The sequence below is a fragment of the Blastochloris tepida genome (genome assembly GCF_003966715.1).
GTDB lineage: Bacteria > Pseudomonadota > Alphaproteobacteria > Rhizobiales > Xanthobacteraceae > Blastochloris > Blastochloris tepida.
In genome coordinates this window covers 2,287,588-2,308,244 of record NZ_AP018907.1, presented here as the reverse complement: position 1 = coordinate 2,308,244, position 20,657 = coordinate 2,287,588, and the positions used below count along the sequence as shown (strand labels likewise).

Sequence of the window (20,657 nt, the reverse complement as noted above, 5' to 3'; positions counted from 1 at the left end):
TCACTGCTCCGCCAGCCGGCGCAGCGCCTCGGGCACATGGCCATCGGGGCTCGCCTGTGCCAGCGCCGCCAGCAGGTCCGCACCGCCAAGCATCGTGCCGCGCCGTGCGGCCACCAGCCGCGCCAGAATTTCGGGGAGCGCCGCGCCCTGGCGCACCAGCGCCGCGTGCCAGCGCCGGGCGGCGAGAAAGCCGCGATGCGCCAGCGGCGGCTCGATCGACGCAGTCGCTTCACGGACGGCGCGGCGGCTGAGCCGCACCAGCCGCGCCAGTTCGGGACGCGACAGCCGGCCCGCCCGCTGCAGCGCCTCGCAGGTGAGGAAATTGGTGAAGCCCTCGAAGAACCAATCGTCGGCCGGGCCGGCGCGGCCGATCGCGCAGCCAAGCCAGTGGTGCAGGCGTTCATGCAGCAGCAGCCACAGCGTGTGCGGCGTGGCGAGCGTGTCGTCGCCGGCGCTCACCGACACCAGCGCGCCGCCCGGCAGCGCGAAGCCGGCGCCGGGCCGGCCGGGCGGATGCTCGCCTGAGGCAAAGAGGCACGCCGTCCAATCCGCAGGCGCGGCCTCGCCGAACAGGCGCTCGGCCTCGGCCATCAGACGCGGCCAGATGCCGGCGAGATCGTCCAGCGCAAACGGAAAGCCGCGCTCATGCACGAACAGCGTGCGGCCGCAGGCGCGCATCACCACATCGCCGATGGCGAAATAGCAGCGCTCCAACGCCCCGCCGTCATGGTGCCTGCGCGAAGGGTCGAGCCCGATCGTCCGGGCATCGGGAATATCGAGGCGCACCGCGCAATCCGCCTCGCCATGCAGCCGGTGGAACAGCGCCATGCCGGGCACGAACAGCGTATCGCCGCGGCGGAAACCGCGCAGCAGCGAGACGGCATCCGCATAATCCGGCAGCACGCAGTCATAGGCGAGGGTGAAGGGCTCGGCCGCCGCGACCAGGACGCGACCCGCCTCGGCGGCGGCGCGCGCATCCGCGCCCGAAACCACGAGATCGGCGATGCCGCCGGCAAAGCCACGCGCCGGCCCGTAGGCTTCGCGCATCGTGAGAACGCTCACCGGCGATGCCGGCGCGATGTGTGCCGCGACATGCAGCCGGTCTCGCGCCGGCCGCGTCAGCGTGTAGACGATCGCGGTCCTCTCAGGTGCCGGAGCTGACATAGCGCCTGAGCCCCAGATGAAACACGCCGGCGCCGAACGCCGCCACCGCCAACGCGAGAAGCGGCATCATCCACGGTGCGACCTCCGCCACGCCATTCGTCGCGGCGATGCCGAGAAAGCTCTGCGCCGGATAGAAGGTGGCGAGGCCCAGCGGCAGCACGAAGGTGAGCAGCACCTGCACCGGGCCGGGATAGATGGTGAGCGGATATTGGGTGAGGTAGTTCAGGCTCAGCACCGGCCGCGCCAGCGAGGCGCGGCGGCGGAACCAGAAGCCCAGCGACACGAAAGCGATGTAGAGGCCGCCATAGATGGTGGCGGCGCTTGCCGCCAGCAGCGCGAACTCGGCCAGTCTCGCCGCCGACCAGGCGAGATCCAGCATGTGCGCGGCGACCGCGACGACGACGAGGCCCTTGATCACCACCGCCAGATGGTTGAGGTCGATATTGCGCAGGATCAACGCCGGAAGGACCGGCAGCGGCTGCAGCAGAAGCTGATCGAGCCGGCCCTGGATGATGTAGACGGATTCGAAGCTGAGAAAGACGCGGAAGAACAGGATGGCGCTGAGGCCGAAGGCGACATCGCCGAAGCCGAGCAGGAACATCACATCCCAGAAGCGCCAGCCGTCGAGCGCGGTGCCCGGCATCATCACCGCGCCGATGAAGGCGACGCTGAGCAGCGTGTAGATGATCTGCCCCACCGCACCCATGACGAAATCGGCGCGGTACTGCAGCATCACCTTGAGATGCAGCGCCAGGAAGACGGGCAGGAGGGCGAGTGCGCGCATGCGGGGTCCGTGTGGTGCGGATGCGTCAGCTTCCATAGATGACGTGGCGGCGCAGCGCGAGCGCCAGCACGCCGCGATTGAGAAGGTGCAGCGCCAGCGTCCAGGCCGCACCGATCGCAAGCCCGGAAAGAAGCACGTTGGAGGGAGCGGGCTCCAACAGCACCTGGATCGGCCGGTAATAGATGTACTGGAACGGCAAAGCCTCCAGCCACACCGCCACCACGGGCGGAAACAGGCTGAGCGGCACGATCAACCCTGAGGCCAGCCGCACCAGCATGTCGAAGCTCCACGAGACCTGCTGGTTGACGAAGGTGAAGAACGACACGAGGCCAATCGCGAACTGGATCTCGAACGCCATGCGGAAGGCGATGACGGCGTAGGGCAGGAACCACACCAGCCGCGCGGGCTCGAAGCGGATCTCGTCGCCGAACAGCAGCGTCAGCAGCAGCCACGCCGGCACGCCGTAATAGACGAGGCGGGCGAGGCCCAGCCCCACGAAGCGTGCGAAGAAGAAGCCCGCAAGCGGCAGCGGCCGCACCAGCGCCAGCGCCACGTCGCCGCTCTGCACCTCGGCCGCGACATCGCCGTCGACGCCCTGGTCGACGATCATGCGCAGCATCCAGGCGATCGAGAAATAGGTGATGAGCGCCGAGACCGATGTGCCGGCGGCGTCACCGCCGATCGCCCCGCCGTGCGCCGCCATGGCCAGCACGAAGAAGAAATAGCCCATGAAGGCGAGCGGATAGGAGACGAACTCGATCACCACGTCCGCCGGATAGCACAGCGTCTCCTTGATGGCGGTGCGCCCGACCATGTAGCGGGCGAACAGCGCCTGTCGGGAGCGTCCGCCGATCCGGTTGAACCGGGCGGACGCTCCAGGTTCTTGCGCTGTCGCATTCTCCTTCGCAAAACCGGTTCCCACTTTTGCGAGGAATGCTCTAACGGTAGGCATGCAGGATCACCTCCTTGAGGGAGGGTTTCTCGACGAAGAATTCCGCGAGCGCATGGCGGCGCGTCAGCTCATCGACCAGCGCCGCGCAGGTGCCGACCATGCCGGCCTCGGCGTCGACCACACCGCAAAGCTCCGGCCCATCGACGGTGACGGCGACACCGCGGCCCTGCAGGAAGGCCGCCGCCGCGGCGATGTCGGCGCCGGGCGGGAACACGAAGCGCAGCCGGCGATAGCGGCCGTAGCGCTCGACGGCGGCACGCGCGGTGCCGTCGAACAGGATGCGGCCGTCCTCCAGCAGGATCACCTGCGAGCAGATGTCCTCGATCATCGCGAGGTCGTGGCTGGTGATGACGATGGTGGTGTTGAACGCCGCATTGAGCCGCTTCAGTGCCTGACCGAGGCGCTCCACCGACACCACGTCGAGGCCGATGGTCGGCTCGTCGAGAAACAGGATGTCGGGCTGCTGCAGCAGCACCTGCGCCACGGCGCAACGCATGGTCTGGCCGAGGCTCAATGTGCGCGCCGGCTGGTGCAGCAGCTCGCCAAGCTCGAACAGCTCGGTAAGCTCGGCAAGCCGGCGCTCATAGTCGGCGCGCGCCACGCCGAAGACGGCGCGGTGCAGCTCGAACGACTCCACCACCGACAGATCCCACAGCAAATTCGAGCGCTGGCCGAACACCACGCCGATGCGCTGCACATAGTTCCGGCGCTGGCGGAAGGGATCGAGCCCGGCGACCGTCAGCGTGCCGCCGTCGCGTGGCATGATGCCGACCAGAAGCTTGATGAGCGTGGATTTGCCGGCGCCATTGGCGCCCATCAGCCCGGCGATCGCGCCTTGCGCGACCTCGAACGAGATGCCGTCGAGCGCGGCGCGTTCGATCCAATCGGGGCGGATGAGCGCACGGATCGCGTGGCCGAGCCCCGGCCGCTGCTGGCGGATGCGGTAGGTCTTGCGCAGGTTTTCGGCCTGGATCACGGGCGCCATGCGCGTGGCTCTCACGTCTTTCGCTCGGCGAGCACGAGAATCTGGCTGCGCGATGCCTGCGGGCTGAACCGGCGCGAGGCCCCGGTGATGAGACGATAGAGGCTGCGCGAACCAAGCAGCGCCAGCGCCGCGCGGCGCAGGGCCGGCAGCGCAACGCGGTCGAGCAGCCGGTTGGGCGGCAGCAAGAGCCTGTCGAGCCGCGGCGAATAGACCGTGTGGCCGATCGACAGCGTGTGCGGATAGAACACCTTCACGCGCTCCAGATAGGTGATCTCGTCGAGCAGGCGGATCAGCGGCAGTTCAAGCCGATAATAGTGCATGCGGTGCATGTGGCGGGTCTCGACAATACGGAAGCGCTCACTCACTGCGTCGAGAAGCTCCGTCTCACCCGCCGCGCCCTCCTGCGAGAACACGTTGAGGCTTACCAGCAAAAGGCCGCCGGGCCGCAGCAGGCGGGCGACGGTGTCGAAGAAACGCGGCCACGTCTCCGGCGCGACATAATAGAGCATTTCGAGCGCCGACACCGCGTCCGCCGTGCCGGCGGGCAGATCGAGGTCGAGCACGTCGCCCTCGATGAAGCTGAGATTGCCGACGTCCGCCTGGGTGGCGCGGCAGATCTGCACGCGCTCGGGCAGGCGCTCGATGCCGACCACCTGCGCCGCGCGGGCGGCGAGCAGTCGGGCGAAATGGCCGGTGCCGGCGCCGAGATCATAGACGAGGCCGGGGGCGGGCAGGCGGGCTGCCAGCATGTCGAGGCAATGGGCGTAGCGGTCGCGCTGCGAGGCGCGGCCCGACACGTACCACGCCTCGGTGGCGCTGCGGCGGATCGAAGGATCGAGCATGCGGTCGGTCACGATCAAACCTCCGGCGGATCGAGCAGGGCGAGCGCCGCGGCGGGCGAGGCGACCAGCACGCGCCCGGCCGCGGCGAGCGAGGCGATGGTGTCGAACAGCGTCTGGCCGGTGCGGTCCAGCCGGTGGCACAGGCCGAGCAGTCGCTGCAACCCTTCGAGCGGCGACAGCGTCCGTGCCGGTCCATCGGCCGTGGGATCGAGCACCACCACGGTCGACGTCGCGGCCGACGTTTCGACGGCTGCTTCCTCGGGGCGCACCTCGACGCACACCCGCCCATCGCAGCCTTCGAACAACCGGGCGGAGTGGATGCCGTCGAGCAGCGGATCGTCGCGCCGAAGCTGGATGGCGCGGGCAAACGGCACCAGCCGGTTGCCGGCAAGAAACGTCACGTCCTCGGCGCCGCAGCGGAAGCCGCGCATCATCGCCTTGAGGCACAGCCCGCTCTTGCCGCTCGCGCCCTCGCCGGCGAACAGGAAGGCACGACCGTCGCGCACCACCCAGCCGGCATGGAAGGCGGCGCAGGATGAGTCCTGCTTCACCGCGCGCCGCACCATCTCCCAATCGAGGAGATGCATGGCCTCGGTCAGCGGCGCACGGGCGAACGCCGCGCCGTCGATGCACACCAGCCAGCCTTCGTCGCATGGTTCTATGGCTTGCGGGCCTTGCCACTGAAATGCCGCCGTCATGGCCGGGCTTGTCCCGGCCATCCACGTCTTATTTCCAAATGACGTTTCAAGTCGTGGATGCCCGCGCGCAGGCAAGTATTCGCAGCCTGCGCAAGCTTGGCTGCAAGCGCGGGCATGACGAGGGAGGCTTCTTGGCATTTGGTGTAAGGTGAAACGGCCGGCCTCGCCGCCGGCCGGCCGCAGGCAGGCGGCATAGGCGCGGCGGAAGAACGCCAGCGCCTCGGGCGAGGTGCTCTCAAGGCCGTAGGCGCAATCGCCGACCATAATCGTCAAAGCGCCCGCTGGTCCGATTGGACCAGGCGGACGCTCCAATTTCTTGAGTTGTCGCATTCTCGTTCGCAAAACCGGTTCCCACTTTTGCGGAGAATGCTCTAGGTGCTCGCGCGGCACGCGGCCTCGCTGTCGGGCAGCAGCAGATCATTGGCGCGGAACTGGGCGAGCATGGTGCGCACATCCTCCAGCGCCTGCGCGTGCGGGATGTCGAAGGCGCGTGCGAACGCCGCGGCCGCCTCGTCCTCGTCGCGCGGCTCCAGGAAGAGCTGCAGGATCATTTTGGCGGTGACGTTGAATTCGTGCACCCGGCCGCTTTCGGTGTCGAGCGCGAAGAGCTGGTCATCCTTCTCGGTGATCAGCAAGGACGGCTTGATCTGCTGGCGCGCGGCCATCGCTGCTCTCCCTGTGCAGATGCGGATCCCAGAGGTTCTCGGCTGGCGCGCGGCAGAAGCGGCGCAGGCCGCGCAGCCCGTTCGCCACCGCGCTGAGGCGGGCGAGATCGTCGTCGGTGAACGGGCCGGTGAGCTTGTTGATGAGCTGCACCGCGCCCTCCGGCGCCCGTAACAGGCGGGGGATCGGCGCCACCATCACCGAATGCGTCTCGTAGCCGGAATAGTGGTCGCGCAGCCGGCTCAGCGCGTCGGGGTCGTAGGGGGCCTCGTTGGAGACGATGGCGGCCCGCCGCTGCACCGCCTTGCCGGCCAGCCCCTCGCCGGGCTTCACCGCCAGCGTCATGTCCTCCAGCCCCTCGGCATAGATGGCGACATAGACGCCGTGGCGCGCCTTCAGGAACAGCGTGGCGCGGTCGCAGCCGAAGTCCTGGCGCAGCGCCAAGCCCAGCGCATGCAGGCCCGCGGCATCGGCGGGCAGCGTGCGCACCAGCGCCTGATAGCGGGCGGCGAGCGCGTCTCCCATTCAGGCCTTCTCCAGCACCGCCACCAGCTTGGCGCTGTCGTCGGTGAACGGCACGTCGGAATCGCAGGCGCCGAAGGCCGCGACCTGTACCAGCCCCGCCGCCGCGCACAGCGCCTCGAACTGGGGAAGATACACCCGGCGGATGGGCGAGATCAGCTCCTCGTGCTCGAAGCTGCCGTCCGGCAGCACGGTCTCGTAGAGAAAGACGATGTCCTTCCTCGTCTCGTCGACGATGCGGCTGGTCGAGGTGACGGTGAGCGTCGAGCCGTCCTCCTCGACCGCGCGATGGGTGACGAAACTTTCGCCCGGCGGATAGAGGCGCAGATTGTTCTCCTCGGGCAGCAGCTCGATGACGAACAGCCCGCCCGGCCGCAGCAGCGCCGCCACACCCTGGAAGAAGCCGATCTGCTGCTGCGGCGCGAACAGCACGTTCTGGAACGAATAGAACATGTTCAGCGCGGCATCGAACCGGCCGCTGAGCCGGAAGTTGCGCATGTCGGCGACATGGGTGTCGATGGTCATGCCGTGCTCGGCGGCGGCACCCTGCGTGCGCGCGAGCATCGCCGGATCGATGTCGGCGGCCGCCGCGCGATAGCCCATGCGCGCCAACTCGACGATGTGGCTGCCCGGACCGCAGGCAATGTCGATCACCCGCTCGACATCGGTGCCGAAGGTCTTGAACACATGGTCGAGGAAGACCGCCTCGCGCGAATAGTCCTTGAAGAAGCCGAAATTGCGCTCGTAGCTCGCGGCGTAATCATGGGTCACGGCGGAAACCTCAAACCAGCCGGTGGGCGGAGCCGTCGGCCTCGCCCGGCGGAACGGCGACGAGCCCGGCCTTGGCCATGCGGAAGATCTGCTCGCGGCAATCCATCGCCGCCAGCGCCCCGGGCACATCGTATCGATCGGCGAGGCGGGCGGCGATGTCGTCGAGCGCATGCGCGCCGTCGCAGAGCGACAGGATCAGCGCGGCCGGTTCGTTGAGCCGATAGCTGGCGCCGGTCTCGGCATTCTCCACCATGCCATCGGCGCCCGCGCGCACCGCGTCGCAGCGCACCGGGCGGTCGTCCCCGGCGAGGTGCTCGGCGCCGAGCAGCGCCTTCAGCACCTGCGGCGCGGCCTCGACCAGCGTGAAATAGAGGTGGATCGCGAGCTCGATGGCGTGCAGCGCGATGGCGCAGTTCTCGCGCGTCGGCTCGGTGTAGGAGCCGTTGAGATGGCGGTTGTCGGCGGCGCAGCCGCCGGCGCAGATGAAGCGCGCCCAGCAGGCGCTGCAGCCCGGCCGCTGGCCGACATTCAGCCGCTCCCACAATTTCAGGGACGCATCGCGGCTGTAGCCCTCATCGACATCGCCGAGCCGGCAGTCGTCGAGGCCGAGCAGCTTGTAGCAGGAATAGATCTCGCCGGTGGCGGCGATGGTGACGTAGTCGAGCCCGGCATTGCAGGCGCGGGTGCGCGGCAGCCGTTTCGAGATCACCCGCATGTAGTTGACGAACGGGTTGAGGCTGAACACCTCGCCGCGCAGCAGCGCCGCCAGATAATCGTCCGCAACCTCGGTCAATTGGGCCTTCGCCTGCGCGGTTTCGTCGAGCCCCACCGCGTGGGGGCTTTCGCGCGGCACGAGACCGCGATCCATGCGGATGGCATCGATGCCGTGGCTGCGGAAGAACCGCACGGCCGCCGGCAGGTCCAGCGTCTGGCGGAAATAGGTGATGTTGACGCCGACCGGGCACTCCGGGCACGCAGCGCGGAACGCCTGCAGCGCGGCGAACGACTCGGCGAACACCGAGCCCCCGTCCTTCTTGAAGCGCCGCAGCCGGTCGTGCACCTCCGGCTCGCCGTCGAGGCTCCACAGGAATGAGAAGCGGTGGCGGCGGAAGAAGTCGTACATCGGCGGCCGCATCAGGCAGCCATTGGTGATGAGCTGATAGCGGAACCGGTCAGGATAGGTCGCCTCGGCATAGTCGACGAGGCGCACGATGAGATCGAACTTCAGCAGCGGCTCGCCGCCGAAGAAGGTGATGCTGACGCCGTCGCGATAGCCCGCCTGGGCCAGGAAATCGATGCAGGCGCGGCCGGTGTCCTCGCGCAGCGACTGCGCCTCGTCGCGATAGGCGTGCTGCAGGTCGGGCATCGCCATCACGCAATAGGCGCAGGCCAGATTGCAGTGATGGGTGACGTTGAGAAGCACCGAGCCGATGCCGGTGGGCGGCAGCGTCTCGTCCGGCGCGCCGTCCTCGGCGGGGGCGATGGCGTCGAGATGGCCGAAGGCCTCGAGGTCGTCCAAGGCGGCCCGGCTCAAGGCGGCGCGGCTCGGGCTGGCCTCGCCCGCGGCAAACGCCTGCCCGGTCGAGCCGTTGACGAGATAGTCCCGGCCCGCGACGGAGAAGGCGTGGAGGTGGCCGGCGCGGGCCGCCGGACAGGAATCCGAAACGCCGGATGACTTCGAAGAGCTGGACGACTTCGAAAGATCAGATGACTTCGAAATATCAGATGACTTCGAAATATCAGATGTCATGGCACGCAACTTCGCGTTCGACCCGGAGGCGGCATGCGCGCCTCGCCCTCGCGACGAATCGGGATGCCGCGGCCACGCGCCCGGCGCGCCTCACGGTCCGGCTTCGCAACGCTGCGCCACGCCAACGCAGTGTCGCGCAATGCCGCCGCAGTGCTTCGCAACGCCAGTGCAGTGTCGCGCCACGCCAACGCAACGCCGCGCGATGCCGGCGCAGTGCCGCATCCGGCGAGTTCCCGACCGGCGCCACAGCGAAAATGCAGGGCCGTCGCCGGCCCCGCACCGAAACCCCGCAATCCGGCTCTCCACCCAGCGCCCCGATCATCGGGACAACGCTGCCCGGCAGCGAAGACGGATCGTCGTGGGGCGCCTATCCCTGCGGGATCATGCGGTTTCCAGCCCGCTGGCCGGAGCACCGCATGCGCCATCACTTGTTGGGGTTCTTCTTCTTCCGCTCGCCCGGGCTGTAGAAGGCGCAGGGCTGGTCGATATCGCGGATTTCCTTGGGCGTGACCACGGTCCGCATGGTCGGGCGAACATAGGCCTTGGTCTTGGGCGCTTCATTGGTCTTCATGGCGTCCTCCTTCTGCGCGGGAGAAGACCAATAGACTACCACAAGTGGGGCAAAAGGCCTTGATGTGAATCAACAACGGGCAGACATCCGGCCCGGCAGGCGACCGCCTGCTCTCCGCGCCCCGGTGATTCTTCTGCACGCTTGGGGCGAGGGCCGTTCCCTTCTTGCCGGAACATCGCCGCGGGGGATGCGCCAATACTCGGCTGCCCGACTGCAACAACAGGTAGAAACTTGCCTTCAGCAAGGTTGATCCCGACGCGCCGACGAGGAAAACACCTCGCCGCCGGGAGCCGTTGGGGCGGGGTTGGCCCGGACATGTTCGGTCTAGATGCCGCAGCCGTTCTCGATGTCCTTGCGGATCGCCGGGCAGGCCCGCACCAGCCGGTCGATGGCCGTCTTGGCGCCGTCGAGCGGGATGCGCGCGATCAGCCCGGGGGCGCGCTCGGCGGTCGCGTCGTCGAGCGCCATCACGTCGGCGGTCTCGTCATAGAACAGCAGCGCGCGCGCCGCCCGGAAGGAGTCGAGGCTCACGTCGCAGGTCGTGCCCTGCATCTCGAAATGGCCGCCCGGCGCCTGCGCGATCATGCCTTCGCCCATCCCCGGATCGCCGACGAACCGGTAGCGCTGAATCGCCTCGGTGGGAGGAAAGTTTGCGTGCGGCCGCACCAGTCCGGGCGTGAGCATCAGCGCCACCGCCGGATGGGTGAAGCCGCGATCGGGCAGGCAGCGCAGGCCGACGCTCTCGCCGCCGGCCGTGACATAGGCCGACAGCCCCCACAGCGGGTGCTCGCCATAGGTCCACACGCCGGTTTCCGGGGTGCCGGTCGCCTGCGTTGTCTGTTGTGTGGTCTGTTGTGCTTGGACGGGGGCCGCCAGCACCATCAGCGCGGTCAGCGCCAGCGGCAGAAGCAGTTGGGCAGGGCGTCTCATGCGAGGCTCCGGAAACCGTGTCAATCGTCGTCGAGTTGGGCGAGATCGCCGGCCAGTCCCGAGCTGACGCGGCCGCGCAGCAGCGCCAGCGACAGCCACACCAGATAGAAACCGCCCAGCCCCGCGAGCGCGAGGTGCGCCCACACGTCGCCGCCCGCCACCTCATAGGCGCGGTAGATCTCGTGCGGCGAGAACATCGAGCGCCGCTGGTCGAGCATCGCCAGCACAATGTGGCCGGCGATCCAGCCGACCCCGCCGATCACCGCCACGCTGAGCAGCGGGATCAGCCACACCGAGGCCAGCGCGAAGCACAGCGTGAACAGCGGCGCGAACGGATCGATCTCGGCCGGGTAGGGCAGCGTGAACAGCGGCAGAGTCGCCGCCACCACCAGCGCGGTGCGCAGCAGCAGCCCGCCGACCGGGCTGCTGCGGGTGCTGGCCGGCGCCGGGTGGCGCGCCATGCCGCGGCGCACCCGCTCGGCTGCCGCCTCATAGTGCTCCGGCGGGCAGAACACGATCATCACCGTGCGCCAGGCATTGCCGAGCGCGATGGCGTTGAGGCGCGGATAGAAGCGCGCCTTGACGATGCCGCGCCAAGCGGCGCGCTGGTCGGCGGTGCTCTTGGCGATCAGCCCGGTGCCGACCGCGCCGGGCTTGCCGGTCAGCGCGCCGAGCACGATGGTGGCGGTCGCCACGCGGTCGGCCCGGCGGTCGATGGTCTCGGCCCGCACCCCGCGCCGGTCGAGCGTGAAGCGCATGCTCATGCGGTTGCGGTAGATCACCGCCATGCCCAGCACGCCGACCACGAACAGCGCCAGCGAAATGCCGGCGCTGATCGCCACCATCATCGGAATCGCGTCCGGGCTGCCGCTCACCGCCATCAGGAACGACAGAAACGCGCCCATGATCAGCGCGGTGAGGCCGAACAGCTTGGCATAGCTGGCGAGCAGCAGCGGATTGGTGGCGACCGGAACGTCGATCTCCCACTGCAGCGGCGCCTTGGGATCGTCAGCGGCCGATCGTGTGGGGTCCGTCATGGTCGTCTGGCCTCATCTTCTCGTGCGGGTGCCGCTTCGCGTGCAGGTGCCGCGTTCCTTGCGGGATGCCGCGGCCGGCATCACACCGGCAGCGGCGATCGCCGACCGTTGGGCCCGGCCGCGGATTTTCTGAAATCCTGGATACGGTTTCCGGCCGGGAAGGCCTTCGAGCCGTGGTCCGGCCGCCGAAAATCCCCTTGTCGAACAAGGGGAGCCCGGCGAGGCCGATTCCAGCATCCCGGAGGAATCGCCCGGAAACCGTATGGTTTCCGCTGGGAAAATCCACAAGGGCCAACGGCCCCATGTCGGCGCTACGCGTCAGCTCGGCGCCGCGCGTCAACTCGGTGCCACGCGTCAGCGTTCGAGGACGCTGATACCACATGGTTTCCTGCGAGACTGTTCGTGACATCCCGACGGCGAAGCCGCAAACCAGGCGCATCCGCCGATCCGGTTGAGCCGGGCGGACGCTCCAAGTTGTTGAGTTGGCGCATTCTCTGTCGCAAGACCGATCCCCACGTTCGCGGAGAATGCTCCAATCACGACCGGGCGTGCTGTCCCGCCGCCCGTCGCGGGCCGTGCCGCCGGTCCCGGGGCCGACGAGGCAGTGAAAACGCGCGGGCGGGGGGTGGACGACAAACGGCCAAGTCGCTATATCGGCCAAATCATCGAACCGGCACGCAGGACGGCTGCCTCTTGCGTCGCGGACGCGGCAAGCCTGATCGCCGGTTTGGTGGGGGATAGTTTAATGGTAGAACAGCGGACTCTGACTCCGTTAGTCTTGGTTCGAATCCAGGTCCCCCAGCCACTAAGTTTCAATAGGTTAGCGCATCGCCAACCTGACGCCTAACCCTCCGGTTTGAAATCCGGTTTGCGGCTTGCAGCCTCCAGCTTCCGGATCGCGCTCTCCCCGAGGGCCGAATCCCGGTGCAGATAGTGGGCGTCAAGGATCGACCGAACGTCCCGCAGGCTGTGCCCGGTGATGGTCGCGATCTCCGGTTCCGTCGCCCCCGCCAGTGCCAGCCGCGTCACGGCGGTTCCTCGCAGGTCGTTGAACGTGACGCCGGTCACGCCGACCTTGGCGCAGGCTTTTCCCCACGATGACCGGAAACCGTCCGCCGTCCAGGCGTGGCCATCGCTGTTGGTCAGGATCACCGTCGCCCGGCGCGGGGTGGCGTCCAGCGCGGCCTTGAGCGGCGCGCCCACCGGGATCACCACCCTGGCGCCTGTCTTGGACTGGCGAAGGCGAATCGTGGTGCCGTCGTAGGCGCTCCAGCCGAGCCGGAGCAGATCGCCCTGCCGCTGGCCGGTCCACAGCCCCAGGATCAGTGGCAGGTGCAGATGCGCCGGCGCGGCCCGGAGGAAGGCGGCTTCATCGTCGTCAGTCCAGACGAATTCGGCGCGGGTGCCGCGGTAGAGACGGCCGCCTTTCTCGCAGGGATTGGTGCCGATCAGGCCGCGGCCCATCGCCCAGGACAAGACGCGGGCGAGTACCTGCCAAGCATAATCGGCCTGCCGGCGCGACTTCGCCGCGAGACGGTCCCGCCATTCGAGGAACAGGCCGCGGGTGTGGCGCGCGCCCGGTGCCGAGCGCAGCAGTGGCGGGGGCGTGCAGCTCGCGCCCGTAACCGGTGCAATTCTTCAGCCGGGACTGTCAGGATTCCCGGCCTCCTATGAGGTCGTTCTGTCGCGCAGCTATGTCGGCTGCCGCGGGGCGCTGGTGCTGCTCGAACGCATTTACACCACGGTGGTCAGCCGCAGTGCGTGACCGCTGGGGCGGGACATCGCCTCGGGGCCCGCACCGGATCGACATGAGGCGCCGGGAAGGATGGTTTGCGGGCGGTCAGATGGCGGCGCCGTCGATCAGGCTGTCCGCGCCGAGATGGTGGCGGATGTCGGCAACCAGCGCCTGCGGGCCGCCGCTCCGCGCGCGCGGACGCGGCGCGTCGATCGCGATGTCGGCGACGGCGCGGCCGGGGGCGCCGGCCAGCACCACAACGCGGTCGGCGAGATAGGTCGCCTCCTCGATGTCGTGGGTGACGAACAGCACCGTCTTGCCGGTCTCCTGCCAGATGCGCACCAGTTCGTCCTGCAGAGACTCGCGGGTGATGGCGTCGAGCGCGGAGAACGGCTCGTCCATCAGCAGCACCTCGGGCTCGACGGCGAGCGCGCGCGCCAGTGCCACCCGCTGGCGTTGACCACCCGAAAGCTGGTGCGGCCAGCGTGCGGCGAGTTCGGCGAGGCCGACGATGCGCAGCGCGTCCAGCGCCCGCGTGGCCCGCTCGCTGCGCGAGAGGCCGCGGCCTTCGAGGCCGAACGCCACATTGGCGAGCACCGTGCGCCAGGGCAGAAGACGCGAATCCTGGAACACCAGCGCCACCGGTTGGTGCGCGGCGGGCGAGGTACGGATTCGAACGGTACCCGCAGCCGCCTCGGCGAGGCCGATCAGCACGCGCAGCAGCGTCGACTTGCCGACGCCGGATGCGCCGACGATGGCGACGAAGGCACCACGCGCGATCCGGAGGTCGAGGCCGCGCAGCACCTCGTTGCGGAGGCCATCGCGGTTGTAGACGAGCGACAGACCGTCGATCTCGATCACGCTTTCCATCGCAGCAGCCAATTGTTGAGGGTGACGAACAGGGAGTCGAGCAGGCCGTAGAGCGCGGCCATGGTGAGCATGTAGACCACCACAAGCTCGGTTGCGAGCAGGGCCGAGGCCTCGATCATGCGATGGCCGAGCCCCGGCACGCCGAAGATCTCGGCCGCCACCACCGCCATCCAGGCCTGGCCGAGCGCGGTACGCATGCCGACCAGGATGCCGGGCATGGCGGCCAGCAGCAGGATCTTGACGAGGCGCGCCGGCGCCGAACGGAAGCCGAAGGCGTCGGCCACCTCGATCAGGTCGCGGTCGACGGTGCGGATCGCGCCATGGGCGGCGAAGAACACGATCCAGAACACCGCAACTGCAATGATGAACACCGCGGCCGTGGGCGTGACACCGAACCAGATGATGGCGAATGGCGCCCAGGCGAGACCGGGGATCGGCCGCAGCACGCGCACGATCCAGGATGTCGCGTCCTCGACGCGCCGGAACATGCCGGTCAGCACACCGAGCGCGATGCCGAGCAGGGCCCCCAGCACGAGGCCGAGCGAATAATGGCTGAGGCTGGCGCTGACCGCCGACAGCCACTGGCCGGACCGCAGCTCGCGCAGGAACGCTGCGGGAACGGCGCTCGGCCCCGGCAGCATCATCGGGTTCACCAGCCCGAAGCGGGGAAAGGCCTCCCACACCAGCAAGAATATCACGAGGCCGGCCGCGGCGAGCCCGGTCGGACCGAGCGAGGCGGAGGCCCTGCGAAGCGGATCGATCAGGCGGCGGGCCGCTGGCACCGCCGTCTGCTCGTGCGCGTCAGTGCGCTCGAAATTCGCGGAATGAGTCACCCGGCTGCCTTCGCCTTCTCGAAGAAGCTGGTATCGAACAGCGCGTCGAGTGGGGCATCCTCGGCGAGCGAGCCGAGCTTGACCTGATAGCTCTGCATCGCCTTGGCCGGGCCGATGATCTGCCGCGGATCGATCAAGAATTTGCTGGCCGGCGAGGTGAGGGCGGCCGTCACCGTCTCGACATCGACGATGCCGGGGCCGAGTGCGGCAGCGACGTGTGGCGCTGCGCGGGCAGGATCGCGGGTGATCAGCGCCTCGGCCTTGATCAGGGCGCCAACCAGCGCCTCGACGGCACCGGGATGGCTCTTGAGGAACGCGCCCGACACGGCCGCCACTGTGCCGGGCTGGCCGGGGAACAGCTCGTCGCCGACCGCGATGAGGCGCACGGCGGGGTTGGTCTTGCGGATGATGGTGAGTGCCGGCTCGCGCACGGTGGCGCCTTCCACCGCGTCGGCCAGCACGGCCTGCTGGGTGGCGTCGATGCCCATCGCCACGATCTCGACGTCGCCGGGATCGGCCTTGATGCGCTCCCACAGCCAATATTGCAGCGTGGTGTTGGGCACCGAGCCGGATGGCTGTGTGGCGAGACGCGCCGGCTTGCCGGTTGCGTCGCGAAACCGCGCGAAGGCCTCTGCCGGCGTCACGCCCTCGGTGAAATGGGCGGCGAGCTGCGGCGTGGCGACGAACACGTTCTCGCCGGTGGCAGTGGCGGCGACCACCTTGATGTCGATGCCGCGCGAGCGCGCGACGCCGAGTGGGGCAATGCCCGCGACATAGAGGTCGATGGTGCCGGAGGCGAGCGCTTGGATGGTGTTCGGCCCGGACTGGAAGGTGGTGACGGTGAGGTCGAGCCCGGAGTCCTTGAACCAACCCTCCTTGTCGGCCACGAACAGCGGCGAGGCGCCGATGATCGGGATGACGCCTGCCCGCAATGGAATGCTCGCGGCCCGTGCCGGTCCGTAAGACAGCGCGGGCATGGCGGCCGCGCCAAGGCCAGCGGCAAGCAGCGTGCGGCGGGATAGGGTCATGAATGGCTCCGTTCGAATTGCGTCGCTGGCCAAATAGAGAATGCCATTTCCCGGATCGGCAAGACGTGCGCCGAATAATGCAATCCCCTTCTCCTGCGGGCAGATGAAGGGGATGGAAATTCTGCGCTCACGCCGATCTGGAGATGGGTCGCCTCGAACGCCGCGATCGCCTTGGGATGGGCAAGGAAGAACGCCGGCTCCTTCCACACCTTGGTGATCAGTTCGTCGAGATCGTCGGGGGTCGGCGGCCCGTTGCGGGTGCCGATGCGCTGGGAGGGCGCGATGTTGTTGAGGAGGCCGTACTCGGCGTTGTTGATGAGCTCGGATTCCTGGCGCTCCTTCACCTTCTCGATCAGCAGGCGAAGCTGCTCCTGAATCTGGTCGTAGGGGTGGCTGTAGAGATCCGACACGCGGGTCTGCACGTCGAGCACGGTGGTGATGGCGTTGAGCGAATATTCGCGCGGTGCCTCCTCGTAATCGACGAAGGTCTCCGGCAGATCAGGATCGCGGTCGCGACGCGGGCTGCACTCGACGTCGATCCTCGCCGCCGTCTCCTCCTCCTTGACGCGGTTGAGGCGATAGATGCCGGCTTCCACCGGCGTCCACGGCAGGAAGCTGACGAGCCAGCGTGGTGTTATCCCGGGCCATTGCGCGCGCGTCTTGGTGGCGTTGGCGAGTTGCCGTGCGGCCCCTTCCGAAAGCGTTCTGCGAACTTCGGTATCCTCAGCCATCGATGCTGCCCTTCATGCTGCATGCACTGACGTGCTCCCCTGATTTCCGGCCAGGGATAAGTTGGGTCCATCGACGAGGAGATGGACCATGCGTCGAAGCCGTTTCAGCGAGGAGCAGATCATTTCGGTGCTGAAGGAGCACGAGGCTGGGATGAAGCCCCAGGATGTGTGCCGCAAGCACGGGATCAGCGACGCGACGCTTTACAAGTGGAAGGCCAAGTTTGGCGGGATGACGGCCTCGGAGACGGCGCGGCTGCGCTCGCTCGAGGAGGAGAACCGGCGGCTGAAGAAGCTTTTGGCCGAGCAGATGCTCGACAACGCCGTGCTGAAGGACCTGCTGAGAAAAAACTGATCTCGCCTGCAGCCCGGTTCGCGACGGTGGAGCGCGTGATCACCGATCACGGCTACTCCGAGCGCCGGGCCTGCGGGCTGATCGGGGTGGATCGGTCGAGCTTCCAGGGCCGGCGCAAGACGGGCGGTGACGCGACCGTCCGGGTGCGCCTGCGGGAGCTGGCCAACGGGCGCCGCCGGTTCGGCTATCGGCGGCTGGCGATCCTGCTGCGGCGGGAGGGCATGCGAATGAACCTGAAGAAGGTCTACCGGCTCTACCGGGAGGAGCGGCTGGCGGTGCGCCGCCGTGGCGGCCGCAAGCGGGCCCTGGGTACGCGGGCGCCGATGGCGGTGCCGCAGGGGGCGAACCAGCGCTGGAGCCTGGACTTCGTCTCCGATGCGCTGGACGATGGGCGCCGCTTCCGGGTGCTGAACGTCGTCGACGACTTCACGCGGGAGTGCCTGGCCGCGGTGGTCGACACCTCGCTCTCCGGGGCCCGCGTCGTGCGCGAGCTCGGCGAGCTGATCGCCCGGCGCGGTCGTCCCTGCATGATCGTCTCCGACAACGGCACGGAGTTCGTGAGCCGGGCAATCCTGCGCTTCGCCGAGGACACCGGGATCGAATGGCATTACATCGCCCCCGGCAAGCCGATCCAGAATGCCTTCGTGGAGAGCTTCAACGGCCGGCTGCGCGATGAATGCCTCAATGAGCACGCCTTCGCCTCGCTGGCCGAGGCGCGGCGGATCATCGAGGCTTGGCGCACCGACTACAACACCGTCAGACCCCATTCGAGCCTCGGCGGTCTTGCGCCGTCGACGTTCGCCACCCGGTCCCAACGGGACCAAACCGCAGCCGGGCCTAACTTATGACCGGCAGGAAAATGGGGAGCATGTCAGCACGGCCGCACCCCGCGCCGCGAAGCGGCGCAATGGTCCCAGTCTGCATGTCCGCGAAAGTCGGATTTTCCAGTGTGTGCGGCTCGACGTGGTGGTCGTCACGCCAAACGTCACGACCACGTTAGATCGCGTCGGGGATGTGACAAGGCAAACTTGGCGAAGGCGTGCGGTTTCCTTCGCTATGTTGGCGCCTCCTCCGCATCAACGGAGGCCGATGCGACGATGTTGGCCGAACCTGCCGCTTGGGCGTCCGCCGCGGCTGTCGTCGTGCGGAGGGATCCGTCCCGGGGAAGGTCGTCCTCCGAAAGGGCGCCCCGGGAGAACGCCCGTTTGCCGCGGATGCGGCGCAGGAGAGTGTCTTCGCTATTTGACGGGCCGACCGCCGAATCGGCGGATTTCGCGCAGGATCGTGCTTGACGTCCGGCGGCAAACCCTCATCCTAAGCGTGCTCGCGCTGTCAGGAACGGCGAGCCGCGGTGATTTGAGTCGAGCAGCTTGCGCCGCGACACCAAACGCTAAAGCGCCCCGGACTTGGATTCTTATGTCCTCTGGTTCGTGGGTCTCCGCCGGAAGAGGTGTGACATGATGCCCACAGCCTGTTGTCGCTGAAATAGCGCAGTCCGTTGCTGCCGGCCGCGAACCCGGCCGCAAGCCATTCCTTTCCCGTCAAACTGAGCGTGCTCCCCTCGCGGGCGCGCGCAGGAGTCATTCATGAACGCACATTCCTCCGTGATTCCGGTGGCGGACAGCGCCGCGCGGCAGGGGGTGTCCAGGACCGATCCGGTGATCCGGCTCGACCGCGTCGGCAAGGTCTACCGCCCGCGCAGCGATGCGGCCCCGGTCACCGCCCTCGACGACGTGTCGATCGATGTCGGTGCCGGCGAAATTCTCGGCATCATTGGCCGCAGCGGCGCCGGCAAGTCGACACTGGTGCGCATTGTCAACGCGCTGGAGCGACCGACCTCGGGACGGGTCTTGATCGACGGCGTCACCATCTCCGATCTTGAGGAGAGCGCCGCGCGAACCGCCCGCCGCACGATCGGCATGGTGTTCCAGCACTTCGCGCTGCTGGCGCGGCGGACCGCCGCCGCGAATGTCGCGCTGCCGCTGGAAATCGCCGGCTGGCCGCGCCGCGACATCGCCGCTCGGGTCGACGAGCTGTTGGACCTGGTCGGCCTGTCGGCACAGCGCGATCGCTATCCCAGCGAACTGTCCGGCGGTCAGAAGCAGCGCGTCGGGATCGCCCGCGCGCTGGCCATCCGTCCGAAAGTGCTCCTGTGTGATGAGGCAACCTCGGCGCTCGATCCCGAGACCACGCAGCAGATCCTGGCGCTGATCGCCCGCATTCGCCGGGAGCTTCACCTCACCGTCGTGCTGATCACGCACGAGATGAGTGTCGTGAAATCGATCGCCGACCGGGTTGCTGTTCTCGACCGGGGCCGGGTGGTCGAGCAGGGCTCGACCTTCGAGGTGTTCGCCCATCCGGAGCACGAAACCACCCGCAACTTCGTCGGATCGGTCACCGGCGCACTGCTGTCGGAGGATCTGCGGTCGCGTCTCGTCTCCGAGCCGATCCCCGGCGGACGTACGGTCCTGCGCATCGTCTTCACCGGTCCCAATGCCGACGAGCCGGTTCTGTCGCGCGTCACCCGCCTCCTGGGAATCGACGTCAATATTCTCGCCGGCCAGATCGAGCCCATTGCCGGCCGGTCGTTCGGCACGTTGATCGTCGCGGTGCCCGGGGATCCGGTGACCGTCGATGCCGTGCGCAACGCGCTCGGACGGCTCCATCTGTCGACGGAGGTTCTCGGTCATGTCGCTTGAAAGTCTTCTCCTTCCCGCTGCCATCGTCGATCAGATCGTCGCCTCGCTGATCGACACTCTCTATATGGTCGGGGTTGCCGGCGCTCTCGGGACGGCGCTGGGGCTGCCGCTCGGCGTGTTCCTTGCCACCTCGCGCGGCGGCGAGATCTTCGCGGCGCCGGTCGCCAATACGGTGCTCGGCGCCGTCGTCAACGCCACCCGCTCGACGCCATTCATCATTCTGGTGGTGGCGATCATTCCGTTCACTCGGCTCGTTGCCGGCACGTCGATCGGAACCTCGGCGGCGATCGTGCCGCTGACGATCGCCGCGACGCCGTTCATCGCCCGCATTGTCGAAGGCGCCGTGCGCGAGGTCGATCCGGGTCTGATCGAGGCAGCCCGTGCGATGGGCGCGACACCGCTCCAGGTCGTGCGCAAGGTGCTGGTGCCGGAGGCGATGCCGGCGATCGTGCTTGGACTTACGCTGTCGCTGGTCAGCCTGATCGGGCATTCAGCGATGGTGGGCGCAGTTGGCGGCGGCGGTCTGGGCGATCTCGGCATCCGCTACGGCTATCAGCGCTTCATGCCGGAGGTGATGCTGGCGGTGGTGGTGATCCTGATCGCCCTGGTTCAGTTCGTGCAGTCGTTCGGCGACACGCTGGCCCGCCGGCTCGACCGCCGTACCCGACGGGAGTGAGCATCCACACGCGGTCGCGGCCATAGGGCCGCCTGCCAAACCCCGATCACAGTCGAAGTCAAAT

21 protein-coding genes, 1 tRNA gene and 1 pseudogene are annotated in these 20,657 nt (G+C 68.1%); 5 read left to right on the top strand and 18 right to left on the bottom strand.

Annotated elements, in window-relative coordinates:
• The 13 genes from BLTE_RS10695 to BLTE_RS10645 form a co-directional block, all read right to left on the bottom strand.
• A complete protein-coding gene (locus BLTE_RS10695; RefSeq protein ID WP_126400332.1) occupies positions 1–1,164 on the bottom strand; it encodes a hypothetical protein in 1,164 nt (387 codons plus the stop codon).
• Positions 1,145–1,948: an ABC transporter permease gene (locus tag BLTE_RS10690; protein ID WP_160140589.1), complete on the bottom strand. Its 804-nt coding sequence runs from the start codon at positions 1,946–1,948 to the stop codon at positions 1,145–1,147. Before BLTE_RS10690 ends, BLTE_RS10695 begins: the two co-directional genes overlap by 20 nt.
• Positions 1,949–1,973: 25 nt before the next feature.
• Positions 1,974–2,762, bottom strand: coding sequence for an ABC transporter permease (locus tag BLTE_RS10685; protein ID WP_160140588.1), 789 nt, complete (start codon positions 2,760–2,762; stop codon positions 1,974–1,976).
• A gap of 124 nt (positions 2,763–2,886) precedes the next feature.
• Positions 2,887–3,885, bottom strand: coding sequence for an ABC transporter ATP-binding protein (locus tag BLTE_RS10680; RefSeq protein WP_126400323.1), 999 nt, complete (start codon positions 3,883–3,885; stop codon positions 2,887–2,889).
• Between the two features lie 11 nt (positions 3,886–3,896).
• Entirely contained in the window at positions 3,897–4,739 is an 843-nt protein-coding gene (locus tag BLTE_RS18120; RefSeq protein ID WP_160140587.1) for a class I SAM-dependent methyltransferase, read from the bottom strand.
• A 2-nt stretch (positions 4,740–4,741) separates the two neighbouring features.
• Positions 4,742–5,425, bottom strand: a complete 684-nt coding sequence (locus BLTE_RS18115; protein ID WP_160140586.1) for a phosphoenolpyruvate carboxykinase (ATP) — start codon at positions 5,423–5,425, stop codon at positions 4,742–4,744.
• A gap of 371 nt (positions 5,426–5,796) precedes the next feature.
• Positions 5,797–6,090 carry a PqqD family peptide modification chaperone gene (locus tag BLTE_RS10670; RefSeq protein ID WP_126400316.1) on the bottom strand — a complete coding sequence of 98 codons (294 nt, stop codon included), beginning with the start codon at positions 6,088–6,090 and terminating at the stop codon, positions 5,797–5,799.
• Positions 6,038–6,613, bottom strand: coding sequence for a GAF domain-containing protein (locus tag BLTE_RS10665; RefSeq protein WP_126400314.1), 576 nt, complete (start codon positions 6,611–6,613; stop codon positions 6,038–6,040). The genes BLTE_RS10670 and BLTE_RS10665 overlap by 53 nt, the downstream gene beginning before the upstream one ends.
• Complete coding sequence (locus BLTE_RS10660) at positions 6,614–7,381, bottom strand: class I SAM-dependent DNA methyltransferase (RefSeq protein ID WP_160140585.1); 768 nt, start codon at positions 7,379–7,381, stop codon at positions 6,614–6,616.
• A 10-nt stretch (positions 7,382–7,391) separates the two neighbouring features.
• The gene (locus tag BLTE_RS10655; protein WP_126400308.1) at positions 7,392–9,131 is read right to left on the bottom strand and encodes a PqqD family peptide modification chaperone; all 1,740 of its coding nucleotides are present in this window, start codon (positions 9,129–9,131) and stop codon (positions 7,392–7,394) included.
• Positions 9,132–9,555: 424 nt separating this feature from the next.
• The gene (locus tag BLTE_RS18110; protein ID WP_160140584.1) at positions 9,556–9,702 is read right to left on the bottom strand and encodes a hypothetical protein; all 147 of its coding nucleotides are present in this window, start codon (positions 9,700–9,702) and stop codon (positions 9,556–9,558) included.
• Between the two features lie 324 nt (positions 9,703–10,026).
• Complete coding sequence (locus BLTE_RS10650) at positions 10,027–10,632, bottom strand: hypothetical protein (RefSeq protein WP_126400306.1); 606 nt, start codon at positions 10,630–10,632, stop codon at positions 10,027–10,029.
• A gap of 20 nt (positions 10,633–10,652) precedes the next feature.
• Positions 10,653–11,669, bottom strand: coding sequence for a hypothetical protein (locus BLTE_RS10645; RefSeq protein ID WP_126400303.1), 1,017 nt, complete (start codon positions 11,667–11,669; stop codon positions 10,653–10,655).
• 731 nt (positions 11,670–12,400) lie between these two features.
• Between BLTE_RS10645 and BLTE_RS10640 the strand changes: the two genes are divergently transcribed.
• Positions 12,401–12,474, top strand: a tRNA-Gln gene (locus BLTE_RS10640).
• A 38-nt stretch (positions 12,475–12,512) separates the two neighbouring features.
• Here BLTE_RS10640 and BLTE_RS10635 read toward each other — a convergent pair.
• Complete coding sequence (locus BLTE_RS10635) at positions 12,513–13,145, bottom strand: tyrosine-type recombinase/integrase (protein ID WP_244599956.1); 633 nt, start codon at positions 13,143–13,145, stop codon at positions 12,513–12,515.
• Positions 13,146–13,275: 130 nt separating this feature from the next.
• Here BLTE_RS10635 and BLTE_RS18105 point away from each other — a divergent pair, with 130 nt between their 5' ends.
• A complete protein-coding gene (locus BLTE_RS18105) occupies positions 13,276–13,434 on the top strand; it encodes a hypothetical protein (protein WP_160140583.1) in 159 nt (52 codons plus the stop codon).
• A 75-nt stretch (positions 13,435–13,509) separates the two neighbouring features.
• Here BLTE_RS18105 and BLTE_RS10630 read toward each other — a convergent pair whose 3' ends face one another.
• The 4 genes and pseudogenes from BLTE_RS10630 to BLTE_RS10615 form a co-directional block, all read right to left on the bottom strand.
• Complete coding sequence (locus BLTE_RS10630; RefSeq protein WP_126400299.1) at positions 13,510–14,274, bottom strand: ABC transporter ATP-binding protein; 765 nt, start codon at positions 14,272–14,274, stop codon at positions 13,510–13,512.
• The gene (locus tag BLTE_RS10625) at positions 14,262–15,035 is read right to left on the bottom strand and encodes an ABC transporter permease (protein ID WP_425290300.1); all 774 of its coding nucleotides are present in this window, start codon (positions 15,033–15,035) and stop codon (positions 14,262–14,264) included. The genes BLTE_RS10630 and BLTE_RS10625 overlap by 13 nt, the downstream gene beginning before the upstream one ends.
• Positions 15,036–15,103: 68 nt before the next feature.
• Positions 15,104–16,135 (bottom strand): ABC transporter substrate-binding protein, encoded by a 1,032-nt coding sequence (locus tag BLTE_RS10620; protein ID WP_126400296.1) that lies wholly within the window; start codon positions 16,133–16,135, stop codon positions 15,104–15,106.
• A 155-nt stretch (positions 16,136–16,290) separates the two neighbouring features.
• Positions 16,291–16,866, bottom strand: a pseudogene (locus BLTE_RS10615) (hypothetical protein); the annotation flags it as partial.
• An 88-nt stretch (positions 16,867–16,954) separates the two neighbouring features.
• Between BLTE_RS10615 and BLTE_RS10610 the strand changes: the two are divergent.
• The 3 genes from BLTE_RS10610 to BLTE_RS10600 all read left to right on the top strand — a co-directional run bounded on the left by BLTE_RS10610 (position 16,955) and on the right by BLTE_RS10600 (position 20,593).
• Positions 16,955–18,066, top strand: a protein-coding gene (locus BLTE_RS10610; protein ID WP_126400293.1) for an IS3 family transposase whose coding sequence is annotated in 2 segments (ribosomal slippage) — positions 16,955–17,207 and positions 17,207–18,066 — 1,113 coding nt in all. Because the reading frame shifts where the segments join, the coding sequence is not laid out codon by codon here.
• A 738-nt stretch (positions 18,067–18,804) separates the two neighbouring features.
• Positions 18,805–19,917 (top strand): methionine ABC transporter ATP-binding protein, encoded by a 1,113-nt coding sequence (locus BLTE_RS10605; RefSeq protein WP_126400290.1) that lies wholly within the window; start codon positions 18,805–18,807, stop codon positions 19,915–19,917.
• A 64-nt stretch (positions 19,918–19,981) separates the two neighbouring features.
• Positions 19,982–20,593 (top strand): methionine ABC transporter permease, encoded by a 612-nt coding sequence (locus tag BLTE_RS10600; RefSeq protein WP_425290299.1) that lies wholly within the window; start codon positions 19,982–19,984, stop codon positions 20,591–20,593.
• Positions 20,594–20,657 lie beyond the last annotated feature (64 nt).